This window comes from Geodermatophilus bullaregiensis (assembly GCF_016907675.1).
GTDB lineage: Bacteria > Actinomycetota > Actinomycetes > Mycobacteriales > Geodermatophilaceae > Geodermatophilus > Geodermatophilus bullaregiensis.
Window position 1 is genome coordinate 4,057,691 of sequence record NZ_JAFBCJ010000001.1, and the last position, 14,304, is coordinate 4,071,994.

General features: G+C 69.9%; 15 protein-coding genes and 2 pseudogenes. 6 read left to right on the forward strand and 11 right to left on the reverse strand.

Annotation, left to right across the window (positions count from 1 at the left end; all coding sequences use genetic code 11):
• Window positions 1-125: 125 nt before the first annotated feature.
• A complete protein-coding gene (locus JOD57_RS19430; RefSeq protein ID WP_204693527.1) occupies window positions 126-665 on the reverse strand; it encodes an SRPBCC family protein in 540 nt (179 codons plus the stop codon).
• Window positions 666-896: 231 nt separating this feature from the next.
• Window positions 897-1,097, reverse strand: a complete 201-nt coding sequence (locus JOD57_RS19435) for a hypothetical protein (protein ID WP_204693528.1) — start codon at window positions 1,095-1,097, stop codon at window positions 897-899.
• A gap of 260 nt (window positions 1,098-1,357) precedes the next feature.
• On the opposite strand from JOD57_RS19435, the gene JOD57_RS19440 reads away from it, so the two are divergent.
• Both JOD57_RS19440 and JOD57_RS19445 read left to right on the forward strand, forming a co-directional pair.
• Window positions 1,358-1,921 carry a helix-turn-helix domain-containing protein gene (locus JOD57_RS19440; protein ID WP_307824802.1) on the forward strand — a complete coding sequence of 188 codons (564 nt, stop codon included), beginning with the start codon at window positions 1,358-1,360 and terminating at the stop codon, window positions 1,919-1,921.
• A 449-nt stretch (window positions 1,922-2,370) separates the two neighbouring features.
• Window positions 2,371-2,733, forward strand: coding sequence for a histone-like nucleoid-structuring protein Lsr2 (locus tag JOD57_RS19445; protein ID WP_307824803.1), 363 nt, complete (start codon window positions 2,371-2,373; stop codon window positions 2,731-2,733).
• 8 nt (window positions 2,734-2,741) lie between these two features.
• Here the strand turns inward: JOD57_RS19445 and JOD57_RS19450 are convergent.
• The 7 genes and pseudogenes from JOD57_RS19450 to JOD57_RS19480 form a co-directional block, all read right to left on the reverse strand.
• A pseudogene (locus JOD57_RS19450) lies at window positions 2,742-3,536 on the reverse strand (IS5 family transposase).
• 332 nt (window positions 3,537-3,868) lie between these two features.
• The gene (locus JOD57_RS19455) at window positions 3,869-4,831 is read right to left on the reverse strand and encodes a patatin-like phospholipase family protein (RefSeq protein WP_204693530.1); all 963 of its coding nucleotides are present in this window, start codon (window positions 4,829-4,831) and stop codon (window positions 3,869-3,871) included.
• A complete protein-coding gene (locus tag JOD57_RS19460; protein ID WP_204693531.1) occupies window positions 4,831-5,352 on the reverse strand; it encodes a hypothetical protein in 522 nt (173 codons plus the stop codon). The genes JOD57_RS19455 and JOD57_RS19460 overlap by 1 nt, the downstream gene beginning before the upstream one ends.
• Entirely contained in the window at window positions 5,349-6,368 is a 1,020-nt protein-coding gene (locus tag JOD57_RS19465) for a hypothetical protein (protein ID WP_204693532.1), read from the reverse strand. Before JOD57_RS19465 ends, JOD57_RS19460 begins: the two co-directional genes overlap by 4 nt.
• On the reverse strand, window positions 6,365-6,943 hold the full coding sequence (locus tag JOD57_RS19470; protein WP_204693533.1) for a hypothetical protein: 579 nt from the start codon (window positions 6,941-6,943) through the stop codon (window positions 6,365-6,367). Before JOD57_RS19470 ends, JOD57_RS19465 begins: the two co-directional genes overlap by 4 nt.
• Window positions 6,940-7,563 carry a hypothetical protein gene (locus JOD57_RS19475; RefSeq protein WP_204693534.1) on the reverse strand — a complete coding sequence of 208 codons (624 nt, stop codon included), beginning with the start codon at window positions 7,561-7,563 and terminating at the stop codon, window positions 6,940-6,942. The genes JOD57_RS19470 and JOD57_RS19475 overlap by 4 nt, the downstream gene beginning before the upstream one ends.
• A gap of 27 nt (window positions 7,564-7,590) precedes the next feature.
• A complete protein-coding gene (locus JOD57_RS19480; RefSeq protein ID WP_204693535.1) occupies window positions 7,591-8,598 on the reverse strand; it encodes a polyprenyl synthetase family protein in 1,008 nt (335 codons plus the stop codon).
• A gap of 171 nt (window positions 8,599-8,769) precedes the next feature.
• Between JOD57_RS19480 and JOD57_RS19485 the strand changes: the two genes are divergently transcribed.
• From JOD57_RS19485 to JOD57_RS19500, 4 genes are all read left to right on the forward strand, one after another.
• A complete protein-coding gene (locus JOD57_RS19485; RefSeq protein WP_204693536.1) occupies window positions 8,770-9,441 on the forward strand; it encodes a hypothetical protein in 672 nt (223 codons plus the stop codon).
• Between the two features lie 6 nt (window positions 9,442-9,447).
• A complete protein-coding gene (locus JOD57_RS19490) occupies window positions 9,448-10,326 on the forward strand; it encodes a hypothetical protein (protein ID WP_204693537.1) in 879 nt (292 codons plus the stop codon).
• A 227-nt stretch (window positions 10,327-10,553) separates the two neighbouring features.
• Complete coding sequence (locus JOD57_RS19495; RefSeq protein ID WP_204693538.1) at window positions 10,554-11,186, forward strand: hypothetical protein; 633 nt, start codon at window positions 10,554-10,556, stop codon at window positions 11,184-11,186.
• Window positions 11,173-12,018, forward strand: a complete 846-nt coding sequence (locus tag JOD57_RS19500; protein ID WP_204693539.1) for a hypothetical protein — start codon at window positions 11,173-11,175, stop codon at window positions 12,016-12,018. The genes JOD57_RS19495 and JOD57_RS19500 overlap by 14 nt, the downstream gene beginning before the upstream one ends.
• On the opposite strand, the gene JOD57_RS19505 is transcribed toward JOD57_RS19500, so the two are convergent.
• Together JOD57_RS19505 and JOD57_RS25690 are read right to left on the reverse strand one after the other, a co-directional pair.
• Window positions 11,936-13,327, reverse strand: coding sequence for a wax ester/triacylglycerol synthase domain-containing protein (locus tag JOD57_RS19505; protein ID WP_204693540.1), 1,392 nt, complete (start codon window positions 13,325-13,327; stop codon window positions 11,936-11,938). The genes JOD57_RS19500 and JOD57_RS19505 overlap by 83 nt on opposite strands.
• Before the next feature lie 293 nt (window positions 13,328-13,620).
• Window positions 13,621-14,067 (reverse strand): annotated as a pseudogene (locus JOD57_RS25690) (transposase); the annotation flags it as partial.
• Window positions 14,068-14,304: the final 237 nt, after the last annotated feature.

Below are 14,304 nucleotides of genomic sequence, written 5' to 3' on the forward strand. Positions count from 1 at the left end.
GACTGCGGGTGCCGCCACAAGGTGGGCGCCGTGATGGGGCGTGGGATGTACGTGTCTGCTAGAGGGCTGTTGCGAGGCGTTACCTTGCCCTGCCTGCGGCGGTTGGCGGGCCCTGCGTCGTCTTCTTACTTGTCCTCCCCGTAGCGCTCCGCCGGCGGCGCTTCCTCCGAGACCGCCCGGGCGAGGTCGGCCATGGTCTGCTCCTGGCCCTCCTCCAGAATTTCCTTAATGTTCGAGAGTCCATACCGGGCGGTCTGATCGAGCTTGCGGATGATGAACCTGTTCGTGATGCGTTCCGCGAGCGGCTTAGACAGTTCTACGTGAGTCACAAAGTGCAGCACGGAACTGCCGTCTAGGTCTTCCACGATCACTTCATTCCTGATCGTCGTCCCGTTACCACGTGCCGGGGTGACTCTTAAAACTGCGCGGCGATTATTCGCATCATATTCTTCGACTTCGCCCGCCATGGCGACCCTGGCGCCCAGGAGGTTCACGTTGGAGCGAAGCCGATCTCCCGTCCTCCAGGCCGTTCGGGGCCTGCTGCGGAAGGGCTCCACCTCCTGCACGATCGCGCTCCACTGCGGCATCGTGGACGGGTCGAATACGTATTCAGCGACCTCCTCGGCCGGACGATTTATCGTGATGGACTCTCGATGAGTAATCATGGCCGGCGTCCCGTCTAGCTATACGGTGCGGACGGACAAGTGTAGAGGCTGAGACGCCGTCGAGTCAGCCCCAATCCTCATGCAGGTTCGTGCTGAGTCGTCACGCGAGCGGTTGGCCTAGTCGGATGCCGCTATGAGGAGGCTGCGGTCCGGTGCCCCATGGGGCTCGTTGACCTCGCGTGGAGCCGGCCAGCCTGCCCGAGATCGAGCTGTCCGCGCAGGGCGGCGAGCTCATCGGGCGAGGGCCTCCTCGGCGGTGCCGGTGGGTGAGCCGTAAGGCAGGACGGTGTCGTCGTAGTCGTCGTGGCTGGCGCGGTAGATGGCGAAGCCCCAGCGGGTGGCGGAGCCGACGTACCTCAATCGGCACAGCTGGAGAACCTCGCTGTCGGGCAGGACGCCGTCGACGTAGGCGAAGCCGGCCCAGTAGCGCATCCGCACCTCGGCCAGGTCCGGCCAGCGTTCGCGAGCGCGGGTGGTCCAGCCGCCAGTGCAGCGAGTTCTTGGTGGACTTCGGGATTCTCAGCACGCCGGTCATCCTCGTAGTGGCACGGCGGGACGCCGCCGTCGAGCGACGCCGGAGACGGGAGTGCCAGCGATGGCGATCGCGAGTCCGTATCGGGTGACGTTGACCGACGAGGACCGTTGGGTGCTCACGGCGCGAGCCCCGCGGCGACCGGTGCCCGCACCGAGACGTGCAGCGTGCCCGCATCGTGCTGGGCGCCGCCGACGAGCAGGCGAACGCGGCGATCGCCCGCCGGCTAGGGATCTGTGTCGACACGGTGAGAAATCGGCGGGCCCGGTTCTGCGCCGAGGGGCTATCCGGGCTGGCCGACCGGCCTCGACCCGGTCGGGGGCGCAGCTTCGCGCCCACGGTCGAGGCCGAGGTCAAGGCGCTGGCCTGCGCGCTGCCGGCGGAAGCCGGGTTCCCCCTGGCGCGTCGGAGTGCCGCCGAGCTGGCCGCCGAGGCGGTCGGTCGCGGCCTGGTGGAGACCATCTCCGCCTCCACCCTGCCCGAGCGATCAGACCAGTTCGCCCTTCGTAGTCATCACGTCGCCAGTCAGTTGGACAGCACAGACGAGTACGACGCGGTAATGGCCGGCTACCGCCAGCGCGGCCACCGAATCGCGCTCGAGGCCAGCTTCAGGGGAACCCGGTTTCTCTACACCAACACGTACGATCTGCTCGGCCATTTCCAGGAATATCTGTTGATCGACGACGCCACCAAGGAGTGGCTAGCCACCCTCCCGCGCAACTGACGTGCACAGCGCCACTCCGACGCGAGATCGCAGCCGGACCATGCCTGGTAGGAGCCCGTGACTCAGTCGCCTCGACAACAAGCATGGCCTGGTAAACGAGGCAGAGGCGCTCGTGGCTGGCGACCGTCGGGCCAATCATCAGGCGGCGAGTCCGCCAGCTCATGTCCGGGGCGTTGTTCACGTGATACGTTCGATCGCTGAGTTCGCAGTCGACTATGAAGCAGTGTTCCCTTTCGCGACGCTCCGAAGGTGCGACGGAACCCTCGAAGGTCTTGGCTGCAATGGCTGGACTCATTGCACTGACTGGCCAGTCTGGCCAGCCCGATTGGGTCAATGGGCCGTATGGCTCATCTTGACTTTCCGGTCGGTGCCCGGAAGATGTTGGGTATGGCAACCAAGACCAATGTCATGCTGGTGGACGACCTGGACGAGGAGTCGCCAACAACACAGTGAAGTTCGGCATCTCGGGCCCTGAGTACGAGATTGACCTCAGAGATAACAATGCGGCGGAGTTCCGTAACGCACTGTCCAAGTATGTGAGCGCAGCGCGCAAGGTTGGCTCGACGAGCAAGGGCCGCGTCGCTGTTCGACACACCACCACCGACTCGATCGACCCCGCGGCAGTCCGAGCTTGGGCGAAGGGCCAGAGGATCGACGTGTCTCCGCGCGGCCGCATCAAGACCGATGTCGTCGAGCGATTCCGGGCGAAGTATCACGCGGGCTTCGCAGGCCCGGACAGCAAGACACCTCGGGCTCCTAACCTGCAGGAACACCGGGGTGAGGCTGTGTCCGAGGGGCGACTCGCTACTTAGAGCTTGTCTCACGTGGCGAGCTTCTTGTAGCAGGTCAAGGTGGCGGCCAGGGTGAGGAATGCGGTGAACAGCCGGGCGGAGCGTTCGTAGCGGATGGTCAGCCGGCGGTAGCCGGTCAGCCACGCGAAGGACCGCTCGACGACCCAGCGGTGGCGGCCCAGCCGGGTGGAGGTCTCCACGCCGCGGCGGGCGATGCGCGGGCGATCCGCCGGCGGCGCAGCCAGGTGCGCAGATGCGGATAGTCATATCCCTTGTCGGCGTGCAACTTGTCCGGCCGGCGTGGCCGCGGGCCCCGTCGGGAGCGGATGGCGGGGAGGGCCTGCACCAGCGGGATCAGGGCGAGGCTGTCGTGGGTGTGGGCCGCACTGACCGCCACGGCCAGCGGCAGTCCGCCGGCGTCGGTGAGGACGTGCGGCTTGGAGCCGGGTTTGCCGCGGTCGACCGGATTCGGGCCGGTCCGTGGGCCCCCCTTTTCGCCCGGACGCTGGCCGCATCGACCACTACGCGGGACCAGTCGATGGCCGCCTGGTCACCCAGGCGATCCAGTACCGCTCGGTGCAGCCGCCGCCACGGGCCGGCCTCGGTCCAGGCGACGAACCGCCGGTGCGCGGTCGCCTGGGACACCTCGAACTCGGCCGGAGGTGCCGCCACGCACAGCCGGTGGTCAACACGTAGACGATCGCGGTGAACACCGCCCGGTCATCGACGTACCGGGTGCCGCCGCCCTGCGGGCGCTCGGTCTGCGACGGGATCAACGGCTCAACGATCTCCCACCAGCCGTCGGGCACCAGCGTCTGTCCGATCCGTTCCCCCACGAGCGGGAGCAACACCGACCAGGTCAGACCTCATCCACATGAGACAAGCTCTTACGCACACAGCTGTCCGGCGTCCGCTAACTCATCGGCTATTGGCTCGAGCGCGTCCTCTAGTCGTGGACGTTGGCGCCGGTGCGCTGCACACGATCCGGACCAGCACCTGGTCGTCGTGGAGCGGGTGAATGACGCGGTACGGGCCCCCGCGTGCAGACCGGTAGCCCAGCTCTGACTGCGGCCGCTTTCCGACACGGGACGGATCTGGGGAACCGGTTGTTATGCGCCCGATCAGCCACTCAGAATGACCTGTCGGCCCGTCCAGCTCATCGCAGCCTCGTCAGCGCAAGATCCTGACGGACCTCGGGCTCGTCCAGTCGGCGCCGCGCCGCGGCGTAGGCAGCCTCCGCTACGGTACGCATCCGCGTCGGGGCGAGGAGGTCGTGTCCGAGGATGGTTCCTGCTGCCCGCGTGGGCGCGAACACGAGTACCCGGGTGCCCGACTGCCGGACGAGCCGCGCCTCCCGTGCCACGTAGTGGCCCACCTCCGGGGCCGCCGCGCGCAGCCGTCGGCCCTCGGGCGCTTCCCGCCATCGGGACATGGGGGCACTGAGGATCACCAGGTCGAGGCCGGCACCCACGACGACGTCGAGATTTGTCGGTGAGTGCGCGCCCCCGTCGACATAGTCGACTCCCCGCACCTCTACGGGCGCGAACAGGCCGGGCACGGCGCACGATGCTGCGGCGGCCCGGCCGACGGTCGTGGCTGGCTGGCCATCCCGGCCGAAGACGACACGGGAGAGATCCGGCAGGCGGACCGCGGGCAGCCACAGCGGCGCCTGCGGCCAGCCTGCTGGGAAAAGCAGGTCTAGAAGATTGGTGATGTCGGCCGACGAGAGCCGTCCCACGGGGACGAGAGCCGTGGCGACCAGGCCAGCGCGTAGCTGTCGGGGTCGGCGCGCCAGAGAAACGAGCGCGTTGCCGCGGCGGAAACGCGACGTCGGGGAGGCGATCCGCGGTCCGCGCGGCAGGACGGCGGCCCGCAGCGGCCCGAGGATCCTGGCCGCCCCCGGCGTCAGCGGCCGCCCCAGCGCGCCGTCGGCGAGATCGCCCGGGGGGATGTCGGCCCGCAGACTGGCCGCGGTGATCGCGCCGCCGGACGTACCGACGATGAGGTCAGCCTTCCGGGCGTCCCAACCGTGGTGCTCGAGGAGCGCGGTCAGCACACCCGCGTGCCACGCCGTGGCCACGACGCCACCCCCGCCCAGGACCAACCCGATCCGCGCCATCACGTCTCCACGTCGGCAAGTCCCAGTCGACGCAGCATCCGCAGCTCCTCGTCCGCCGCCGCCACTGGCGGCGGGGTGGCGCCGGGGACGGGAAGCCGCGACGCACGGGACGCACGGAAGGCGCCGGCGAGAGATCGCATGGCGGGGACGCGCGTCGCGACGTCCAGCAGGATCTCGATGGCATGGAGCATGGCGGTCAGGTCCTCGATCCCCCCTTGGACCGCCACGTGGCCGTCCCGTAGGGCCTCGGTCGGATCCAGCCGGCCGTCGAGCAGGGCGAGGACCGTCGCTGAAGTGGTCGACCCGGAGCCAGCGACGCTCGCGTCGTCGGGGAGCACGACGACCGTCCCGCTAGCCATCGCGACGACCACGACGTCGTTCTCCAGGGCGATCCGGGCCCTCCGGTCCCCGACGACCTCCTGCAGCCGCGCGACGGCGCCCGGCTCACCGGCGAGCTTGGCGACGAGCCCGTGGATCCAGTCCGCGAGTTGCGGGGCGCCGTCGACGGGAGCGGTGGTCAATCCAGCCGCTCCGCGATGCCCAGCCCCTGGAGACGAACCCGGCGGCCTCTGACCCGCCCCTCGGCCGAGAAGGTCACCGCGATCTCGTGCAGGTAGCTGTACCCCGGGCCGGTGGGCTCGGCCAGGACGAGCTGGGCGGCGGCCGTGGCGCACACCTCGGCCTCGACGTGGTCGAACCCATCAACCGCACGGACCTGCCATCGTGAGGGAAGGTCCGGGCGGCTGCGGCCGGTCTGCGCCGCGGCCGTCGCCCCCGGGAGCCGGCGGATGGGGCCGGACATCCGGCCGTCGGTCCGGACGTCGACGCGGCGACCAGCGAAGGTCGTCTCCGTCGTGGCGTCGGTGATTGTCAGGCGCCAATCCGCGGTGCTGGAGTGCTGGCGGTCCGTGGCCCGTGAGAGCACCAGCGCTGGGGCGGGTTCCGGAGCCAGGAGCGCGGCCCAGTCCCACCCCAGGTCGTCGCCCCACCGCCATCGTCCCCAGTTGTGATCGTGGTAGCCGCTTGCCGCATGCGTTCCGATCGTCGTCCCGGCCCCGTGCAGGCTGCCGGTCAGGTGCAGTCGGGGAGTCACCGACCAGCCGATCCACCCAGAGCCGAACGGCAGGGGGACGGGAAGCGTCGTGCTCGGCGCTGCCGGTGTGCCGATCAGCTCGCCGGTCAGCTCGGTGGTGCGCATCGACGCCGCCACGGTGCCAGTACGCCCGTCGACCGACACCGCGACCGACTCCATGAAGATCCCGGAGTGACCGACTACCGCCTCCTGCTGAGGGACGACGTGGACCCCACCGAGCCAGCCTCGCCCCGGCAGGTGCAGCAGTGCCGCTCCGACGGCGACGGCCCGCGGATCCCTCGGATCACCATGCAATGAGGCGTTCACAAGCCCCACCGCGCCGCGCTCCTGGTCGACCACGTTGACGTGCAGCCAGTCCTTGTAGAAGAACGCGTCCTGGCTGCCGAAGCCTGGAGGCCGCGGGCCTCCCGACCGCCCAACGGTTCGCTCGGCTCTCACCGTCATCGGAGCAGCGTGCCGTCGAGCGTCGGTCCCGGTTCCCACTCCGGCCGCGCGACCACTCCCGTGTCCACCTCACCGGCGATCGTCCCGACCGCCCGGACGAGCTCGCGTCCGTACGCCCAGAGCCCAAGCAGCACGTCCACCGCGTGGACCGGCTGGGGTTCGGGTCGAGTCGCTGCCGCAACACTCGCGGATTCAGGCGCGGAGGCGAGGACCTCAGGTAGGTCGTCTGCTAAGAGCAGCGCGAGGTCGTTGCGCAGATGATCCAGGACGGGCGCCGGAGGCATCTGGGAGAGCCAGTCCTCCACGCGCAGGGCGCGCCACAGCTCCTCGGCATTGGCCCCGACCCGACCGGCGGCCAGCATGTGGCGCATGCGGTCGCCTTCCGACGTCCGTGCCACGTCCCGTCCCAAGGCGGCGAACCCGGCCAGTTCCGAGCCGATCGCCTCGCCGCCGGTCACATGTCCGAGCGCTCCGAGTCGGGCGGCGAACGAGGCCACCAGGCTCCCGGTCGTCCTCGGGACGTCGTCCGGCTCGTCGGTCAGCCGCACCCGTGCGAGGGCCTCGTCCTCGCTCATGTCGGGTCCTCCGTCCGCGGCGGTACGGGCTCAGTGGGTGACGCTCCGGCCGGCTCGGCACGTCGGCGTCGCGCGGCCGGCGCTCCGGTGCCGGTCTGCGCTGTGGCCTGCTCGTCGGGGACCGGAGGGGGAGGCGTGAGAGAGGAAACCCGGACCGCGACGCCCACGCCGTTCGGACTGCCGGGGAACAGGATCATGCCCCGGTAGGTCTCCGGGGGGATGTCGACGGGCACGGCGATGGTCACCGCGATCCTCCTCGTGGCGTGCGGCTCCACAAGCTGGTACGGCGGGTCGACCGATGCCTGGGGGAACCACGTCCCGCCCTGCCCGGAGACCAGTGGCGAGAGAGCCGGCGCCACCACGCCGTAGACGGCCTGCTCGTTGAGCACCTCGACCGCCAGCACGACCGTGCCGCCCGGTCGACCCTCCGTATCGAGTGCCGTTTCGCGCTCGGCGAGGACCACGGTGCCCGGTGTTGCGGGACCGATCACCCCCTGCAGGTTGCGGAGGTAACGGAGGGTCTCCTCGGAGAGGCGGGCGGCGAAGTCGCTCTGCAGCTCGAGCAGGCGCCGGAGCGACTCGGCCGAGTTCTCCGGTTCAGGTCCGGTCAGGCGGATCACGATCTGGTGTCTCCCTCGCAACGGGGGTCACTTGACTCGCTCGACGACGTAGGTGAGCACCTCCCGCAGAAACCGGCGGTCGTCGTTGGCCTGGAGATAGCTGAGCGGCCGGGAGTCGATCTCGAGCGCGCGGGCGCTGAAGTCGAGCGCGAGTGCCCGGCCGTGCTCCAGTGACCCGGCTTCCACCATCGCCGTACGCAGCCACGCGACGTCCCGCGCGGTCTTCTCCAGGCGGGGCGTCGCGAGTATGCGCTCGGCCCGCCGGCGGGCCGCCGGCCCCGCCGTCCGAAGGAAGTGCAGCAGCATGACCGTTCGCTTGCCCTCCCACAGGTCGCCGTTCGCCTCCTTGCCGTAGACGCTCTCGTCGGCCTCGAGGTTGAGCAGGTCGTCCGATATCTGGAAGGCGATTCCTGCCGCATGACCCAATTCGACGAGCGGCAGCATTTCCTGCGCCAGCGGAAATCCGACACCCGCATCCGCGCCGCACACGACACCAATCCGTAGCGGGGCGACGACGGTGTACCAACAGGTCTTCTTGTGCGCCATTCGGATGTAGTCCGAATCGTCGAGGTCAAATTCTCCGCGGCGGATCCAATCGAGCTCGATGGCTTGGCCCTCGACCGACTCGCGCGCCATGCGCGCGACTTCCTGCAGGACCAGAAGCGTCTTTCGCAGTCCGATGCAGCTGGTGTTCTCGAGCAGCATCTGCAGGGCGAGGACATGTGTCGCGTCGCCGACGTTGATGGCGATCGGTGCCCCGAACTGCTGGAGCATCGTCACCGCACCGCGCCGGAACTCCGAGGCGTCCTCGACATCGTCGTGCAGGAGGAACCCGTTGTGGAACAACTCGAGGGCCGCCGCGGAAAGCTGGACCTGGTCCCTCCGCCCGCCTGCGGCCCGTGCCGCCGCCAGGCACAGCGCCGGCCGAAGCCCCTTTCCCTCGCGAAATGGATAATCGGCGACCAGGTCGTACAGGGGGCCGTAGCTGGTGCGTCGGCTGATGTTGATCACCGTCGTCAGCTGCTCGCTGACCATCGTCCTCGCCTCGGCGAGCAGCGTCTCAACCAGAATTCGATCGTGTGCCATGTGCGCCCCCGGGGGCAGCATGCCCGCGGCCGATCGCCCAAGCAATCCCTACGGTCCTCGGGGGTTCCGGTCGGCTGGCAACGCCTCTACCCTGGGATGCGATTCACTCGGAGGTGGCTCATGCCTGGTGGTGGCGGCAAGGGCAAGCTCGGCGGGGACATAAAGATCACCGGCGACGAGGGGGCCCCCGTCTCCTTCGATCTGGCCGGTGGCCTGACGACGACGACCGAGCTCGGCGGCACTGACCGACCACTGCAGACGCGCTCCGAGATGGGAGGCACCGGGACACCGCTCGAGACCGGTGTCAGCATCGCCGTGCCCGAGCCCATCCGGACGGAGCTGACCAGCCGCTCGGAAGTGGCGGTCACCGAGCCCATCCGGACGGAGCTGACCAGCCGCTCGGAAGTGGCGATCACCGAGCCGGTCAGAACCAGCAGCGACGTGGCGCTGGACGTCAAGCCGATGGTGGTCGACCTGTGCGTCACCGCGGGGATCGGCAATGTCCCGCGCCTGTGCATCACTCGGCCCTACGACCACCACCTATCGGTCCGTGCACTGGGCGTTGAGCTGTTCGGCATCGACCTCATTGGCCGCCGTCGCATGATCGTCACCGACGTCCCCGCGCGCGCGGCCGAGGTATGGGGTCGGGTGACGGCGGAGCCGGAGCGTGCTGACCGGCGGTCGGCGGGTCTCACCGAGCCGCTCGCCGGGGAGCCGGCCGAGGGACGCTCGCCCTGGGGCTACCGGCCACGGATCGCCGGCGGCGGGCTGCGCCTCTCGCTCGGGGACTGAGCCGACATGGCGTCGAGCCTGCGGAACGGACGAACGCCAGTGCGCCGGCTGCTCCCCGACGGTCTCCTCGTCGCCGCCGACCAAGACCGGCCGGCCGAGTTCGTCGGTCCCCCACACGCGCTCACCGGGCGCCTGTTTCTGCGGAGAACGGACGAGCGGGCGCTCATGCTGACGAGGTGCGACGCCCTCGCCGCGACCCTCGGGGGAACTGCGGATCTTCAGGGGCCGGCCGAGGCCCGTGTCGCCCGCGCGACCGTGCTGCGTGGCCGCGAGGCCGGGGAGGTGTCGGTCAGGCTCAGCCTCGACCGGCACACCCCGCCGGGTCGCTACGAGATCGAGATCGAGATCGGTGGGGAGCGCGTCGCCGCCGTCGCAACCGTGATGGATGTGGCCTCCCTCGACATCCGTCCCACGTCGTTCATCCTGGACAACGCGCCGAAGCTGGTGCAGGAGAAGACCGTCGTCGTGCGCAACCGCGGCAACGTGCCCCTGCGTGTGACCGACATCGGCGGGGTGCCGCTCGACGACGAGCGCCTAGACTGCCGCTTGCTACGCGGTGCGCTGAAGGAGTGGACAGCTCGCGAGGAGCGGAGCGTCGAGAGCTACTTCGTGGAGGTTGGCCGGCAGGCGCACAAGGCGCTGGAGCGCGCCGGGCTGCTCCGGGTCCACGTGCAGGGCGCTCCATTCGTCCTGGCACCCGGCGAAATTCGGACGATCACCCTGGCCATCGAGGTTCCGTCCACCCTCGACCGGCACACCAGGTACACCGGCACAGCTCCCTTCCAGCTGGCTGACCTCGTCTTCGTCATCGTCCCTGCCGTGGTCAGCACCGCGCGGCCCAACGGCGTGTCCGAACCCCAGACGGGGGAGCGCCCCGCCGACTGACGCACACCGATCGAAGGGGATCCGACATGGGCCACATGGCTGCCCTCGGCCATCCGCTGCGCCGAGGCCACGACAGGCCGCCAGGTCACGCGGGCGGCCCGGTCCGGCGCGGACCGGTGGCCCTCACGTCGCCGTCGGGCGGCATCGGCGGGTTCCCGGGCATGGGCTGGGGCGGCCTCCTCCAGCCCTCGCCGTCCCCCGAGCAGCTCATCACCGGGGCGCGCCGGGTGCTCGATGGGCTGGAGTCCCTCGTGCGGACGTTCGGGTCACCGACCGAGACCGGGCTCCGGTACGGCGCGCGGCACGGCGAGAGCTGCGCGTGTGGCCATCACGTCCCCTGCGGCTGCATGGAGTGCGACGAACACCCGTGCTACGAGGACTGCGACGCCTGCGCGTGCAGCGTCTGCGACGCCGACGTGGTCATCCGGACGCGGTTGGGAGAACAGCGCGTCCTCGCACTGGTGGTGGAGAACGATCGCCGGCGTGACCGGGAGGTGACCTTCGAGCTGTCCCAGTGGACCACCCGCGGCGGGCAACCGGCGCCAGTGGTGGGTCTGGTGACACCGGGAGCCGGGACCATCGCTCCGTGCGGGGAGCTGGCAGTGGTGGTCGTGGTCCGGACCGTCGCGACGAGGCCACTGGAGGACGGCGGCGAGGAGCGCAACGTCCACGACATGCTGGCCACGGGGATTCATGAGGGCCAGCTGGAGGGAAGGGTCCCCGACGTCGACGAGTGCCTGGTGGCCTATGCAGACCTGCGGATCACCGGCTGCGAGAGGAGGCCGCTGCGGCTCGCGGTCGCCGTGCTCCCCCGGGACTGCGAGGCCGTTTCAGTGACCTGCGACTGTGGCTGCTGCTGACGGACCGCGTGGGACCGGGTCGGGCGAGGAGCTGCGCGACCTCCTGTCCCAGTTGTCCCGCCGGTTCCTCGCGGAGAACATGCGCAACGTGGCCGCCCACAACGAGGTGCGGCAACTCGTGGTCCAAGGGGTACTGGACCAGTCGGCTGTGGATCGCGCGTATGTCGAGTACGCCCGCCAGCAGGGGGCGAGATTCTTCCGCCGGGCGGCCGATTCGACCATCCGCTACTACGGCGAACTGGCCGCTCTGGGCACCGAGTGGTCCAAGGGGTTCTACGAGCAGCTGCTGCACGGACTGTCCGCTCCACCTCCCGAGCCTCCGCGTCCGGTGTACGTGGAGCTGAGCGCGCGCGCTGGTGAGTGGGCCGACACCCGGTTCGAGCTGACCAATGAGCAGGACGCGGCGGTGTCCACCACCCTCGTGGTCGCCCCCTTCCGTGGCCCGGCCGGCGAGGTGTTCCGTCCGGTGGTGGTGATCGAGCCGGCGTCGCTGATCCTGGCTCCCGGTGCAGTGGCGGCGGTGTCCCTCCGCGTGCTCCTGGAGCCGCAGCTGTTCCGGGCCGGCCGGATCTACACCAGCACTGTCGAGGTGGACGGGCATCCCGGCCTCTCGCTGATCCTTTCCGCGTGGGCATTGCCCCCGGAGTCGCCGCGGCACGAGTCGGCACCGCCCGGACCGCCGTCGGCGACCGGGCCTTTCGCGGACACCGAGGGAGGCGAGGAGCCAGCCGGACCCCCGCCCGCCCCGGTCAGCGGAGAAGGGACGCCGCGGTCTCGCGCAAGGCGTGCGCGAGGAAACCCGGCTCCGGGAGGATCGACGGATCGGTCGTGACAGCGAGACCCAGGCGCCCACCGGCCTCGACCACGCCGATGAACAGCCCGATGCGCCGGGCGAGGGGAAGCAGGGGGTAGGTCACAATGTGTTGCGCCCCGAGCAGCGGGGGGATGCGGCGACTCCACCGCAGGTAAGTGACGACCAGGTTGACGTGCACATCATCGGCCAGCGCTCGGGCCATCCAGGCGGCCGCGAGCGGCGGGGCCTCGTCGGTCAGTCCTTCGAACTCTGCCCCGCTGCGCAGCTGAGGCGAGTGCTTCGCCGCAGCCGCCGCCGCCGCCACGGCGCGCAGCCGTTCGTCGTCCCGCCCCGGTGCAATGGGCAGGTCGACGAAGCAGATGGAGGCATGGTTCCCCAAGGGTTCATCCGTCGCGGGCAGTGGACGGGCCATCGGCACGAGGGCACGGACCCACGACGCCGGCTCCCCACGAGCAGCGAACAACCGCGCCAGAGCCCCGGCGATGAGTGTGAGGACGACGTCGTGCGCTGTGACATGGTGGCGACGGCGGATCCGCGCGACATCGCTCGTGAGGACAACGGCTGTCCGGCAACGCCGCTCCGGACCCACCCGGCCGTTCAGCGATGCCCTCGGTGCGTCAGGTGTGCCGAGGAAGGATAGGACTGTTTCGACCGTGCGCTGCTCCTGCCTCAGCTGGGCCAGAGGGTCGAGCGCGCCGAGCACGAGGTCGAGACCGCGCTGCAACTGCCGGACGCCGCGCTCCGCGACGATCGCTGTCAGCAGGTCCGTCGCCGACGGCTCGACCGGTGGAGGGGCGGGTACCTGGACCACCTTGACGTAGTCCTCGGGTCGGTCGAACAGCGCGACCGCAAGGGCCATGGCGCGCATTCCGTCCACGAGCGCGTGATGGAACCGCACGTGCAACACCTGCTGCCGTGGCGCGGTCCCGGGCAGCAGCGTCATGTCCCACAGCGGATGCGCACGGTCCAGTGGCTCGTGGTGCGTGTGCTCGACCGCACGCAGGATCCGGGACCACGCGACGCCCGTTCCGTCGGGATCGTCCAACGGGCCGGCCCGGACATGGCGATCGATGTCGAAATGCCGGTCGTCGCCCCACACCGGTTGGGCGAGGTGGAAGGGGACCGGGGTGACTCGCGCTCGGAGCCGCGGTAGCAGGGGCAGCCGTTGCAGCACACGCGCTCGTAGCGCTTCGGTGGTGAGGGCGGGGACGCCGTCCGGCCGCTCGAGCACGATCAGTCCACCGATGTTCATGGCCGGTCCGCCAGGCTCGACGTCGAGGAAGTAGGCATCCAGGGGACTGAGGCGAGGAGGGAACGCGGCGTTCATGCGCCCGGACATGAGGCCGAGCCTGACGCCACCTCAGGCACTCGGTCAACGGGCTGGAAAGCGCGAATGTCTGCGGTCGACAAGCCATGACCGGATTCCGCACGGCGATGTCGACGGCACGCACCGCGTCGACCGCTCGCGGCACGGAAGGACTCGCGGCACGAAAGGAAAGGAGAAGGGCTGACGGCATGACGCTTGTTCAGCCGCTCCAGAGGATTGGCCGATCAGATCTTCCTTCAGTGGACGACCGGGAAGGCGGTGAAGGCCAGCAGGTCGTCTCGGGCCTCCCTGGTGCCGATGAGCACCGCGCCCATCGCGGCCTCGAGCCCGGTTGGGCATCGGAGATGACCAGCTGGGGTACCGGCCAAGCCGCGGGCCTTCGGCGAGCGCAGGAGGGCCGTCCAGGACGCCGTGCTCGGAGTCGCCGACGGCGAAGCCGAGGACCTCGCGGTGCCCGTCGGCGGCCACCCCGGTCGCAATGACCACCGCCTGGGAGACTACCCGGCGATTGACCCGAGCCTCGCCGTAGGTGGCGTCGAGGAACACGTACGGGAACGCGGTGTCGGCGAGGCTGCGGTCGCGGAAAGGCAGCGACCTCGGCATCCGGGTCGGCGCAGATCCGACTGACCTGAGACGTGCTGATGCCGGTGTCGGCGCCCAGCGCGCGGACCGGGTCATCGACCTTGCGGGTGCCCACCCCCGTGCAGACAGGCCTCCGTCACCACTGCGAACAGGGCCTGGTGGAGCGTCTCGGTGGCGGTGCGGATGCGGTCGTCGACGTCGGCGGCTTCGACTGCCTCGAGAGCTCCAGCAGGGCAGGCTGGTCCTGGGCCATCGCGTGGCCTTCCTCTGAGTGACCCCTGGTGGGAACACGCAGAACATCCGCGCGGTGGCCCCTCGCATGCCAGCACTTCGCCGACGAGCTCAGACCGCCGACCGGCTGCACCATTCCCGGAGGCGTCACCGTCAGGAACCAC

Coding starts and splice junctions, on each gene's coding strand:
- JOD57_RS19480 (WP_204693535.1), bottom strand. CDS start 8,598: ATGGTCAGCGAGCAGCTGACGACGGTGATCAACATCAGCCGACGCACC.
- JOD57_RS19485 (WP_204693536.1), top strand. CDS start 8,770: ATGCCTGGTGGTGGCGGCAAGGGCAAGCTCGGCGGGGACATAAAGATC.
- JOD57_RS19435 (WP_204693528.1), bottom strand. CDS start 1,097: ATGCGCTACTGGGCCGGCTTCGCCTACGTCGACGGCGTCCTGCCCGAC.
- JOD57_RS19470 (WP_204693533.1), bottom strand. CDS start 6,943: ATGAGCGAGGACGAGGCCCTCGCACGGGTGCGGCTGACCGACGAGCCG.
- JOD57_RS19490 (WP_204693537.1), top strand. CDS start 9,448: ATGGCGTCGAGCCTGCGGAACGGACGAACGCCAGTGCGCCGGCTGCTC.
- JOD57_RS19465 (WP_204693532.1), bottom strand. CDS start 6,368: ATGACGGTGAGAGCCGAGCGAACCGTTGGGCGGTCGGGAGGCCCGCGG.
- JOD57_RS19430 (WP_204693527.1), bottom strand. CDS start 665: ATGATTACTCATCGAGAGTCCATCACGATAAATCGTCCGGCCGAGGAG.
- JOD57_RS19455 (WP_204693530.1), bottom strand. CDS start 4,831: ATGGCGCGGATCGGGTTGGTCCTGGGCGGGGGTGGCGTCGTGGCCACG.
- JOD57_RS19505 (WP_204693540.1), bottom strand. CDS start 13,327: ATGAACGCCGCGTTCCCTCCTCGCCTCAGTCCCCTGGATGCCTACTTC.